The sequence below is a fragment of the Deltaproteobacteria bacterium genome (assembly GCA_029210625.1).
Lineage (GTDB): Bacteria > Myxococcota > Myxococcia > SLRQ01 > SLRQ01 > JARGFU01.
Genome location: JARGFU010000006.1, coordinates 215,956 through 228,151 on the forward strand (window position 1 = coordinate 215,956; position 12,196 = coordinate 228,151).

General features: G+C 73.2%; 8 protein-coding genes. 5 read left to right on the forward strand and 3 right to left on the reverse strand.

Annotated features, from left to right (window positions below; translation table 11 throughout):
• Window positions 1-120: 120 nt before the first annotated feature.
• A complete protein-coding gene (locus tag P1V51_07790; GenBank protein MDF1562930.1) occupies window positions 121-2,787 on the forward strand; it encodes a hypothetical protein in 2,667 nt (888 codons plus the stop codon).
• On the opposite strand, the gene P1V51_07795 is transcribed toward P1V51_07790, so the two are convergent.
• The 3 genes from P1V51_07795 to P1V51_07805 all read right to left on the reverse strand — a co-directional run bounded on the left by P1V51_07795 (window position 2,784) and on the right by P1V51_07805 (window position 9,179).
• Entirely contained in the window at window positions 2,784-3,935 is a 1,152-nt protein-coding gene (locus P1V51_07795; GenBank protein ID MDF1562931.1) for a lytic transglycosylase domain-containing protein, read from the reverse strand. The two genes, P1V51_07790 and P1V51_07795, sit on opposite strands and share 4 nt — an antisense overlap.
• A gap of 143 nt (window positions 3,936-4,078) precedes the next feature.
• Complete coding sequence (locus tag P1V51_07800; GenBank protein MDF1562932.1) at window positions 4,079-6,832, reverse strand: hypothetical protein; 2,754 nt, start codon at window positions 6,830-6,832, stop codon at window positions 4,079-4,081.
• Between the two features lie 37 nt (window positions 6,833-6,869).
• A complete protein-coding gene (locus P1V51_07805) occupies window positions 6,870-9,179 on the reverse strand; it encodes a glutamine--tRNA ligase/YqeY domain fusion protein (protein ID MDF1562933.1) in 2,310 nt (769 codons plus the stop codon).
• A 212-nt stretch (window positions 9,180-9,391) separates the two neighbouring features.
• Here P1V51_07805 and pal point away from each other — a divergent pair, with 212 nt between their 5' ends.
• From pal to P1V51_07825, 4 genes are all read left to right on the forward strand, one after another.
• Window positions 9,392-10,165, forward strand: coding sequence for a peptidoglycan-associated lipoprotein Pal (gene pal, locus P1V51_07810; GenBank protein MDF1562934.1), 774 nt, complete (start codon window positions 9,392-9,394; stop codon window positions 10,163-10,165).
• Window positions 10,166-10,178: 13 nt separating this feature from the next.
• Complete coding sequence (locus tag P1V51_07815; GenBank protein MDF1562935.1) at window positions 10,179-11,063, forward strand: tetratricopeptide repeat protein; 885 nt, start codon at window positions 10,179-10,181, stop codon at window positions 11,061-11,063.
• Entirely contained in the window at window positions 11,060-11,236 is a 177-nt protein-coding gene (locus P1V51_07820; protein MDF1562936.1) for a hypothetical protein, read from the forward strand. The genes P1V51_07815 and P1V51_07820 overlap by 4 nt, the downstream gene beginning before the upstream one ends.
• Before the next feature lie 156 nt (window positions 11,237-11,392).
• Window positions 11,393-12,121: a hypothetical protein gene (locus tag P1V51_07825; protein ID MDF1562937.1), complete on the forward strand. Its 729-nt coding sequence runs from the start codon at window positions 11,393-11,395 to the stop codon at window positions 12,119-12,121.
• The last annotated feature ends 75 nt before the right edge of the window (window positions 12,122-12,196 follow it).

Genomic DNA, 12,196 nt, shown 5'->3' on the forward strand with positions numbered 1-12,196 from the left:
CACCTGCGCCTCGCTCGTCCGCCCGGCCCCGCTCCAAGCTGTCTTCGAGGATACCCGATCCAGCCCGGAGCGTGCCGGCGCGGGTGACACCCCCCCCGGGGTGATGGATATGCTGCCCGGGTGAGAGCCGCGCCCTGCCATCCCACCGCCCTGCTCCCGCTCCTGCTCCTGCTGCTGGCCGGCCTGCCGGGCTGCCGCTGCGGGGATGCCGAGGCGGGGGAGAACACCGACCCGACGGCGGCCATCATCTCCCACCGCGATCGGGATCCGGTGCGGGAGGGGGTCGTGGTGGACGTGGTGGGCAGCGTCAGCGACGCCGAGGACGAGGCCCTGGCTCTGACGGTTCGCTGGCTCCTCGACGACGCGGAGGTCTGCGGCCCGGCGCCGCCGGAGACGACCGGCATCACCAGCTGCACCCTCTCCCTCCCGGCCCCCGGGGACGCCCGGGTGGTGCTGGAGGTGACCGATCGCGACGGCGCCTTCGCCCGGGCGGCGGTCTGGCTCTACGGGGTCGCCACCGCCGCGCCGCAGGTGACCATCCAGCGGCCGGCCGAAGACCAGGTCTTCGCGCCCACCGAACCGGTGGACCTCGTGGCCCTCGTGAGCGACGCCGAGGACGCCCCCGCCGATCTCACCGTCACCTGGCGCAGCGACCTGGCCGGGGCGCTGCCGGCCCTGGCCGGCCCCGACGCCGGGGGAGAGGTCACCGGGCGGGTCACCCTGGCCCCGGGAGCCCACCGGCTGACCGTGGAGGTCGCGGACACCACCGGCAAGACCGGCAGCGCAGTGGTCGACGTCGAGGTGCTGGCGGCGAACCTCCCGCCCACCTGCAGCCTGGGCTCGCCGGCCAGCGGCGGCGCGGGGCCGGCCGAGGACGGGGTGCTGCTGGTCGGGACGGCCACCGACGCCGACGACGGCGCCGACAGCCTCCAGGTGACCTTCTCCTCCGATCTCTCCGGCGTGCTCGGGACGCTCACCCCCACGAGCGCCGGGGACGTCTCCCTCTCGGTGGCCAGCCTGGCCGGGGGCACCCACGCCCTGCGCCTCGAGGCGCGGGACCCCGACGGCGCCACCTGCTCGGACCAGGTGCTCTACACCGCGACCCTCCCGCCCCAGGTGCAGATCCTGGCGCCGAGCGCCGGGACCCACCTGGAGGGCACGGCCCTCGACCTCGACGCGCAGGTGAGCGACGACCGCGACGCCCCGGGCCTCCTCACCCTCAGCTGGAGCAGCGACCTCCAGGGGGCCCTCGGCAGCCCGAGCGCCGACGCCACGGGCTTCGCCCGCCTGCCGGGGGTGGTCCTCCCGCTGGGCACCCACCGCCTCACGCTCCTGGCCGTCGACACCGATGGCCAGCAGAGCGCGGCCACCCGCGACCTGACCATTGCCCAGGTGGTGGACGACCCACCGAGCGCGCCGACGATCCACCTCGAGCCCCTCCCCACCCACGAGAGCGACACCCTCTCGGTGGTGCTCGACGCCCCGGGGGTCGATCCCGAGGGGGCCGGCGTGACCCACCGCTACGCCTGGACCGTGGACGGGAGCCCCACCGGTGAGACCGGCACCTCGATCGCGCCGGCCCTCACCGGCGTCGGGGAGGTCTGGGAGGTCAGCGTCTGGGCCTCCGACGGCGGCCAGGAGGGCGCCCCCGCGACGGCCGCCACCACCATCGTCGAGGATCCGGTCGGGCCGGCGGGCTGCGCCCTGCCCGTGTCCTTCAGCCGCGTCACCCACACCCAGGGCGCGGTGGACTTCCAGCGGGTGAGCTGGGCTCCCGACGGCAGCCACGCCCTGCTCCTGGGCTACCCCCGGGGGCTCTACCGCTACGATCCCGCCACCGGCGCGATCGATCTCGTCGCCGCGGGCAGCGGCGCCGAGCGCTGGCACGCCCTCTTCCACGAGGAGGGCGGGGGCTTCGCGCTGGTGGGCGGGGACGACGGCGCCTCGACCTTCGCGCCGGTCCTCTACCGCTACGACGACGGCGTGGGGCTCACGGCGATCACCGATCTGACCGGCGTGGCGCAGGGCAAGCTGCTGGCGAGCTCGCGGCTGGTGGATCTGGTGCAGCGGCCGGGCACCGACACCTTCACCCTCCTCTCCGACAACGGGGCGATCACGCCGGGCATCGCCTACCTCAACGAGGTGGTCTTCGACTGGGCCGGCGGCGCCCACGCCTGGACCTACGAGGGCGGGCTGAACATCTCCCAGGGGGCCTCGAGCGTCGACTGGGGGAGCAAGCTCGGGCAGCCCCTGGCGCTGGCGGTCTCCCGCTACCTGGAGGTGATGCAGTACGAGCCCCTCCTGGCCTCGGGCAACTTCCACCTCGAGACCGGCACCCCGAACCACGGCAACCTCAAGCGGGTCATCTTCGATCCGGTGGGCCGGGCGCAGGCCTGGGTGCTGCAGTGGAGCGGGCAGGGGAGGGTCTACCCCTGGGAGGGGCAGCTGCGGTCGAGCACCGAGAGCTTCGGCTTCACCGGCTGGAGCATGTACGACTTCGCCGTGCGCGAGGACGGAAGCTGGAAGGTCTTCGTCGGGCGCAACGGCAACGTCTGGTTCTCGGACTCACCCTTCCTGCCGATCGACCCGAGCCGCTTCACCAACACGCCGCTGGCGAGCTTCGACGCCGAGCCCGGGGCCACCTTCGATCAGGCGCCCTGGTACGGCACCAGCAGCGACTACCTCCAGGGAGCGGCCTTCCGGCCGGGCACCTGCGAGGGGCTCATCGTCGGGGACGCGACGGCCTCGATGGGGCTCGTCGCGCACTTCGCGCTCGTCGAGAACTAGCCCTCGTCGATCTCGGCTGCCATCGCCAGCTTCGGGCCCTTGCGCGGCGGCAGGGCGAGGACGTAGCCCCGCGGCACCAGCTGCTTGCCCCGGAGGATGGCGCCCTGCAGGGCGGGGTTCGCCTGGGCCAGCCGGGTGGGGTGGCGGCCGACGCAGCGGGCGAGGTGCTTCAGGCCCACCGGCCTGGCGAGGCGGAGGTGCCGGGGCGGGCGCCGCGCCGGCCGCAGGCTCCAGTCCCGGGAGACCCGGGCGACCGCCACGATCTGGGCGTAGTAGTTCTGGGCGTCGAAGCCGAAGGCGGGATCCGAGGGGCTCGCGACCAGCGGGGCGAGGCCCCGCACCTGCTGGTGCCGCAGCATCCGCGCCACCCGGGTGGGTCCGGCGTTGTAGGCGGTGACCGCCACGTCCCAGCGGTCGAAGCGATCGCCGAGGCGGCGCAGGTAGCGGGCGGCCGCCCAGCCGGCGCGGATCGGATCGGTGCGCTCGTCGATGGCGCCTTCGACCGAGAGGTGCTCGCGGGCGGTGGCGCGCACGAACTGGTAGGCCCCCACCGCCCCGGCGCGGCTGCGGCTGTCCGGGCGGAAGAGGGACTCGACCACGGCCAGCCGCGCGAGGGAGGCCGGAACGCCCTCGTGGGCGAAGATGCCCTCGAGCTCGGCGAGGTGCGCCTCCCCGCGCTCGTAGGCCCGGTCGAGGGCGTCGGCGCGGCCGCGCACGAGGCGCAGGTTCCAGCTGGCGGAGCGGGCCAGGGCGTGGCTCCCGAGGCGCTGGACGAGGCGCCCGGGGTTCTTGCGCCAGGTCTTCTCCAGGCCACGCCGGACCGCGGCGAGGCGCTCACGGGTGCGAGCGGTGCAGGCCTCCTCGGCGACGTCGCTGCAGTCGACCCAGGCGTGGACCACCCAGGGGCGCCGCTGATCGACGATGGCGACGTCGTCGTCCCCGCGCTCGCCCCAGACCTCTTCCCAGAAGGCGACCCGCCGGGCCAGGCCCTTGCTCACCGGCAGGCTCCCGCTCTTCACCGGGGCGCGCCGGGCCCAGGGGGGCACGGTGGGCTGCAGGTCCGGGCAGCTCGCCTCGGCCCACAGGGGCGTGGGCGGGAGGAGACCGCAGAGGGCCAGGGTGACCAGGAAGGGGACGGTAGACCGCATCGTCCCAGCGGCTCTGCAGGAACGGTGCCGCAGCCCCGCGCCCGGCCCAAGCCCCCGGGATCAGGTGGCCCCAGCGCCCGGCGACCTGTCGTCGCCTGGACGCTGGAGCACCGATGCACCAGCTGGCCTGGGGGTGGAGACCCCTACTGGCAGAGACCCGCGGTGCAGGTCAGGTGGGTCCAGGGGGTGGCCGCCGACGAGTCGTAGGGCGAGATCGGGCACTGCTCGCTGCTGGTGCAGGCCAGCTCGCACAGGTTCTCGGTGTTGACCCCGTAGCTGGTCGTGCAGACCTGGCCGCCGGTGCACTGGCCGGCGCCGGAGCAGGAGCTGGTGCAGAAGGCCCGGGTGTCGGCGTTGGCCACGTAGATGGCGTCGTACTCGTAGGTCGAGCTGTCGGTGTCGTAGGCGCCGTAGGTGCAGTAGCCCGAGGCGCAGTCACCGGCCGAGTCGCAGGTGGTGCCGTCGGCGAGCTGACCGGCGCCCTCGATCGAGATGCAGGCGCCGCTGGCGTCGCAGTTGCCCCGGAAGATCTGGGTCGCGTACACGGCGGCGCAGTCGGCGACCGAGGTGCAGGCGTTCCCGGTGGTCATCGAGAGGTTCACGGTGTAGGCGGTCGCCGCGGCGGCCGGGGTGGCCACGGCGTACTTGGAGACCTGGATGTAGACCGGGCCGGCCGGGAGGTAGGAGAGGGTGACGACCTCCGGGTAGGCCCACCAGGTGTGGCCGAGGAGGCGGCCGCTGGCGTCCACCACCGAGAGGTCGTAGTCGAGGGCGCTGTTCGTCCAGTTCACGGTGATCGTGGCGTGGTCGCCGGCGGCGGCGGTGAAGACGAACCAGTCGGACTCCCCGGCCATGTCGCAGAGCATGGCGTTGGTCGTGGAGGTGGTGGCCGGCGAGACCGGGGTGATGTCCACGGCGCCCGCGGGGCCGTCGTTGCCGTTCTCGGAGGCGTCGTCGCCGGTGCAGTCCGAGTAGGCCACGCAGGAGGAGGCGCCGGTGGTGCGATCGAGGTTGCAGGAGGGGGCGGCCGGATCGGTGCAGTCGAAGGAGTTCGCGCAGGTGGTGCAGACCTGCCGGGCGTAGCAGTTCGGGCCGGCGGCGTTGCCGGCGCAGTGGCTGTCCTCGGTGCACTGCACGCAGCCGAAGGCCTCGTGGCAGGCCGGGGCGGCCGCGTCGCTGCAGTGGGCGTCGGTGAGGCACTCGACGCAGGAGTAGGTGCTGGTGTCGCAGGCCGGGGTCGCGGCGTTGGTGCAGTGGGTGTCGTCGGTGCACGCGACGCAGGAGCCGGAGACGGTCTCGCAGATGGCGGTGCCGGCGGGGCACTGGCCGGCGCCGGTGCAGGGGCCGCAGGTGGCGTCGGGGCGGCAGACGTCGCCGGTGTTCACGCAGTCGCCGAGGGTGAGGCAGGCCACGCACTGCCCGGTGCCGGCCGCGTCGCAGCGGGGCAGGGCCGGGTCGGTGCAGTCGGTGTCGTTCGAGCAGGCCACGCAGGCGTTGCCCGAGCAGACGCCGGAGGCGCAGTCGGCGGTGGTCAGGCACTCGACGCAGGTGCCGGCGCCGCCGGCGAGGTTGCAGAAGGTGGCGGCGGGATCGGTGCAGTCGCCGCTCTCGAGGCAGGCGCCGCAGTCACCGGTGCTGGCCCGGCAGACCTCGCCGGCGGTGCTGCAGTCGGCGGTGGTGGCGCAGGCCACGCACTGGCCGAGGACGGTGCTGCAGCGGGTGAGGCCCGGGGTGGTGCAGTCGGCGTCCGAGCCGCAGGCGCTGCAGATGCCGAGGCCGACGCAGTAGGGCTCGGAGCCGCCGGTGCAGTCGGTGCCGGAGAGGCACTCGACGCAGGTCCCGGTGGTCAGCTCGCAGCGCGGGGTGGCGCCGCCGCAGTTGCCGTCGCCGAGGCACTCGACGCACTCGCCGGTGGTGAGCTTGCACTCGGCGGTGGGGGCCAGGCACTGGCCGGGGGCGGTGCAGGGGCCGCAGGCGCCCTGGACGCAGACGTCGCCGCCGCTGCAGTGGGTGGCGTCGCGGCACTCCTGGCAGAGGCCGGTGGTGGTGTTGCAGTAGGGCGCCGCCGCGTCGCCGCAGTCGGTGTCCGCGGTGCAGGGCGAGCAGATGCCCGAGCCCAGGTCACACAGGCCGGTGGTGCAGTCGCCGGCCGAGAGGCACTCGACGCAGAGGCCGGTGGTGGTGTTGCAGAGGTCGGCGGTGGGGCCGTCGCAGTCCGCGGCGGCCAGGCAGACGCCGCAGGTGGCGTCCTGGCGGCAGACCTGGCCCGGGGTCGTGCACTCGGTGTCGGCCGAGCAGGAGAAGCAGGTGCCGGTGGCGGTGTCGCAGGTGCCGGTGTCGCAGTCGGCGGTCGACTGGCAGCCGCCGCAGGTGTTGTCGGCGCGGCAGACGGCGCTCATGCCGCAGTCGGCGTCGACCACGCAGTCCACGCAGATCCCGTTGGCGCGCCAGCACAGGCCGCTGTCGCAGTCGGGGGTGGTCTGGCAGGTGCCGCAGCTGCCGTCCTCGCGGCAGATGCCGTTGGCGCACTCGCCGTCGTTGCTGCAGATGACGCAGTTGCCGGTGGTGGTGTTGCAGACCGGGAAGGCCGGGTCGCCACAGTCGGCGCTGGTGTTGCAGCGGGTGATGGTCTGGCAGGTCTGGGTCGCCAGCTCGCAGAAGCCGTCGGTGCAGTGGGCGTTGTTCAGGCACTCGACGCAGTCGCCGGTGGTGGTGTCGCAGGCGGGCAGCGCCGGATCGGTGCAGCTGTCGTCCGAGAGGCAGGCGGTCGAGCCGCCGTCGTTGCCGCCGCCGCCGCCGTCGGGTGTGTCGTCGTCGGTGCCGTCGGGGCAGCCGAGGCTCCCGGTGAGGAGGAGGAGGGAGAGGGCGACGAAAAGGACCTTCTGGAGCTGGCGCATGGGCCGCAGCTAGCAGCCGCGGCAGAGGAGCACAAGACTACGAGTCGAGCGCCTCCTGGAGGGCCGCCCGGAGGGCGCCGGGATCGGCCGCGCCGCCGCTCTTCTTCATCGCCATCCCCAGGAAGAAGCCCAGGAGGTTCTTCTTGCCGGCGCGGTAGCGCTCGAGCTCGTCGGGGTGCTCCGCGAGCACCTCGCTCACCAGGGAGGCCAGGGCGTCGCCGTCGGCCACCCGGGCGAGGCCCCGGGCCTCGACGATCGCCTCGGGCCGGCCGCCGCCCCCGACCATCTCGAGGAGGACCTCCTTGCCGGCGGTGGCGGTGATCGTGCCGGCGTCCAGGAGGGCGCAGAGCTCGGCGAAGGCCGCGCCGTCGAAGGGCAGGGCCTCGGCGCCGGCCTCGTCCATCTGGGCGACCAGCACGTTGGCGATCCACTTGCCCGCGGTCTCCCGCGACGCGCCGGCCTCGAGGGCGGCCCGGTAGAGGGCGAGGCGGCCCTCGGTGGCGCAGAGGGCCTCGGCCACCGCCTCGTCGAGGCCGTCGGCCGCGGCGAGCTCCCGGGCGGCCTCGGAGACCTTCCGGAGGGCGGGCGCGGCGGCCTCGGCGGCCGGGCGCCGGGGGGCCGGCTTCCCGGCCGGCGCGTCCTTCCGGCCCCAGGAGTCCTTGAGGGTGACCGTGCGGTTGAGGACCGGCCGCCCCGCCGCGCTGTCGGCGGGATCGGCGAAGAAGTAGCCCTGCCGCTCCAGCTGCACGTGGCCCCCGGGGGGGAGGTCCTTCAGGGAGGGCTCGGCCAGGGCGGTGAGGGTCTTCAGGGAGTCGGGGTCGAGGTGGTCCTCGAACTCCCCCTCGGCGGCGTCGGGGCGCTCCGGGAGGAAGAGCCGGTCGTAGAGGCGGGCCTCCAGGGAGAGGGCGTCCCGGGCCGAGACCCAGTGGATGGTCCCCATCACCTTGCGGCCGTCGGGGGCCTTGCCCCCCCGGCTCGCCGGGTCGTGGGTGCAGCGCAGCTCGGCGATCTCCCCGTCCTCCCCGCGCACCACCTCCTGGCAGGTGACGAGGTAGGCGTGGCGCAGGCGGACCTCCCGCCCGGGGGCCAGGCGCTTGTAGCCCTTCTCCGGGGTCTCCTGGAAGTCGTCCCGCTCGATGTAGAGCTCCCGGCCGAAGGGCACCTCCCGGGAGGTGCTCGTCGCGCCCTCCTCGAGGGCGTCCGGGGGGAAGTCCGGGCAGTCGAAGCGCTCGGTCTTCTCCTCCGGGTAGTCGGTCAACACCACCTTGAGGGGGCGCAGGACCGCCATCCGCCGGGGGGCGGCCCGGTTGAGGTCGTCCCGGATGCAGTACTCGAGCTTCTCGAGGTCGACCATGCTGTTGGCCTTGGCGACCCCGATCATGTCGGCGAAGGCCCGGATGGCGCTCGGCCGCACCCCGCGGCGCCGCAGGCCGGCGATGGTGGGCATGCGGGGGTCGTCCCAGCCCGCCACCAGCTCCTCCTCGACCAGGCGCAGGAGCTTGCGCTTGCTCATCACCGTGTGGGTGAGGTTCAGCCGGGCGAACTCGTACTGGTGGGGCCGGGGCAGCGGGATCTCGACGTTGTCGAGGATCCAGTCGTAGAGCTCGCGGTTGTTCTCGAACTCCAGGGTGCAGATGGAGTGGGTGATGCCCTCGATCGAGTCCGAGAGGCAGTGAGCGAAGTCGTACATCGGGTAGATGCACCAGGCGTCGCCGGCCCGGTGGTGGGCGGCGTGCCGGATCCGGTAGAGGGCCGGATCGCGCATCTTCATGTTGGCGTTCGCCATGTCGATCTTCGCCCGCAGGGTCAGGGCCCCGTCGGGGAACTCGCCGGCCCGCATCCGCCGGAAGAGGTCGAGGCTCTCCTCGACGGGCCGGTCCCGGTCCGGGCTGGGCCGCCCGGCCTCGGTGACGGTTCCGCGGGCCTCCCGCATCTCCTCCAGGGTCTGGGAGCAGACGTAGGCCAGCCCCTTCTCGACCAGCTCCACCGCGTAGTCGTGCAGGCGCTCGAAGTAGTCCGAGGCGTGGTAGCGGTGCTCGCCCCAGTCGAAGCCCAGCCAGGCGATGTCCTCGGCGATGGAGCGCTCGTAGAGGACGTCCTCCTTGGTGGGGTTCGTGTCGTCGAAGCGCAGGTGGCAGCGCCCCCCGTACTCGGCCGCCAGCCCGAAGTTCAGGCAGATGGACTTGGCGTGGCCGATGTGGAGGAAGCCGTTGGGCTCCGGCGGGAAGCGGGTGACCACCTGGGTGTGGCGGCCGGCCTGCAGGTCGGCGTCGATGATCTCCCGGATGAAGTCCCGGCCCCGGGGGGCGCCCTCGGTGCTCTTCTCGTCCAGATCTGCCTTGCCCACGGCTCTCTCGCTCCTACCGGAAGATGGATTCGTCGAAGTTCGAGTCCATAGCGTACTTCCGCCCGTTGCAGGGAGTGGAGAATGACCACCCTCCCTCGGCTGTTGACCACCGGTCAGGGCTGGCGTTATAGCCATTGCGCGCCAGAACCTGGCCAAATCGCAAGATTTCAACCCATTGGCACCCCGGGAGGGGCGCCGAAGGAACTCCCGCCATGAACGCGTCTCGCCTCGTCGGCATCGGAAGCCTGATCCTCGCAGTCTTCGTCCTCTCCGGCTGCCCTCCCAAGTGGCCCCAGTGCAAGAAGGATGACCACTGCAAGAAGAACGCGGACGGTGAGGAGGTGAGCTTCGTCTGCATCGCCGGCCAGTGCGTGGAGTGCGGCACCGACGCCGACTGCTCCGAGGGCTTCATCTGCCGCGAGAACGCCTGCGTGCCCAAGCCCGAGTGCCTCTCCAGCGCCGACTGCAGCGGCGGGATGCTGTGCAAGAACGAGAAGTGCGTGCCCGAGTGCACCTCCGCCTCCGACTGCGCCTCCGGGATGAAGTGCGAGGGCAGCCGCTGCGTCCCCGACGTCGAGTGCTCGAGCAACTCCGACTGCGCCGAGGGTGAGGAGTGCGACGCCGACGGCAAGTGCGTCGCCGCCGCCGTCCCCGAGTGCAGCGTGCAGACCGTCTACTTCGACTTCGACTCCTCCGAGCTCACCAGCTCCACCCGCAGCACCCTCGAGGCCAACGCCGACTGCCTCAAGCAGAAGGGCGTGCGCGTCACCCTGCAGGGGCACGCGGACGAGCGCGGCACCGAGGAGTACAACCTCGCCCTCGGCGAGAAGCGCGCCGACGCCGCCCGCAAGTACCTCTCCAACCTCGGCGTGAGCGACGGCCTGATGAAGGTCGTGAGCTTCGGCGAGGAGCGGCCCGCCAACCCGGGCAGCGACGAGGGCGCCTGGGCCGAGAACCGCCGCGTCGAGCTCGACCTCGACGAGTAGGCGCACCCCGACCATGTCGTACCGTCGTCGTCTCCTCCCTGCGCTCCTCGTCCTGCTCGGGACGGGCTGCATCACGACCGCCGAGCAGGGCCGCCGGATGCAGCAGCGGATCGAGGTCCTCGAGCGCCGCCAGGCCGAGCAGGTCGAGGCCCAGGCGGCCGCCGAGGCCCGGCAGAAGGCCGCGCTCGACGAGGCCCTCGGCCGGATCGACGCCAAGCTCGCCGAGGTCACCCGCGCCATGGATGCCCTCGGCCTCTCGGCCCGGAAGACCGACGCCAACTTCGGCGCCACCCTCGACGGGATGCTCACCGACATCCAGAAGTTCCGCGGGGAGCTCGAGGAGCTGAAGTACCGCACCGGCCAGGTCGAGCAGGGCCTGACCGACACCAAGAGCGAGGTCGCGACCCGCCTGGAGAACACCCTCACCGAGGCCCAGCAGCAGATCGAGGCCCTCAAGGGCGACGAGGCGGTGGCGAAGCTCCAGGCCAAGCAGAAGGCCCAGCGCCTGGCCGAGTCCGGGGATCGCCCCAAGCTCCTGAACATGGCGGAGGGGCGCCTCAAGGAGGGCGAGTACGTGCTCGCCCGCGAGATCCTGCAGGACTACCTCAAGCGCTGGCCCGACGACCCCCAGGCCGGGGGCGCCCAGCTGCTGCTGGCCGAGACCTACTTCCGGGCGAAGGACTACCGGGGCGCCATCGTCGCCTACGGCGACCTGCGCAAGAAGTATCCCGACCACCCCCTGATGCCGGGGGTCCTCCTGAACCTCGGCGAGTGCTTCGTCGCGCTCGACCTCAAGCAGGAGGCCGGCCAGTTCTACGACGCGGTCATCGCCCGCTACCCGAAGACGGACACCGCCGGGAAGGCCCGCAAGCGCAAGCAGGAGCTGGGGATCAAGTGACGGCCTCCGTCTCCCGCGCGGCCCTCGTCGCCCTGGCCCTCGGCGCGCTGGCCGTGGCGGCGCCCGCGAGCGCGGCGGGGAAGGGGAAGAAGAAGGCCCCCCCGGGCGAGCCGAAGACCCTCTCGATCTTCTTCGAGGTCTCGAACCGAGGCGAGCTCGACCCCTGCGGGTGAGCGGCCAAGCCGCTGGGCGGTCTGGCCCGGCGCGGGACGGTCCTCGCGGGAGCCCGTGAGGAGGGCGCCGCCCTCCTCGTCCTCGACGGCGGCGACGCCCTCTACCGGCGCCTGGGTGAGGAGGAGACCACCGAGGAGGAGCGGGCCCGGGCGAAGGTGATCCTCGAGGTCATGGGCCGCCTGGGCACCGACGCCATGGCCGTCGGGCCCCGGGACGTGGCCGGCGGGGTGAAGCTCCTCCAGAAGGGCGCCGCCGAGGCCGGGATCGCCCTGCTCTCGGCGAACCTCGAGACCGCCAAGGGGCGGGCCGTCTTCCCCGCGAGCGTCGTCCTCGAGCGGGGCGGCCTGCGGGTGGGCGTGATCGGCGTCTCCACCGCGGACCTCCGGGTGGCCGAGGCCCGCGCCTACCTGGGGGCGAAGCTCACCGCGGCGGCCCCGGCCCCCGCGGTGCAGAAGGCCGCGGCCGCCCTGAAGGGGAAGGCCGACGTGATCGTCCTCCTCGGCCGCCTGACCACCCGCGAGCAGCGGGAGGTGGTGGCGGCGGTGGACCTGCCCCTGGCCCTCATCGGCAGCAGCGGCCAGGCCCCCTCGGCGCCCGGGCGGATCGGCCGGGCCCTCGCCTACGAGGGGGGCTTCCGGGGCCAGGTGCTGCAGCGGGTCGATCTGCGGGTGAGCGAGCCCGGGGGAGGCTTCCGGGACGGCGCCGAGCGCGAGATCGTGCCCGCGCCTCCCGGCCTGAAGACCCCCAACGACGCCAGCGCCCGGGCGATCTATCTGGACGCCTTCAAGGCCATCGATCCGGCCCTGGACGCCCTCCTGGAGCCGGTCCGCTCCGAGGAGGAGCTCGAGGCCCGCAAGAAGGGCCGGGAGAAGGCCGCCGAGTAGGGCCCCCTTCTTGCCCCTCCTTATATGCCGCCCGGGGGTGGGGCTCTGCGTTGACCACCCGGAAATCGGGGTGGT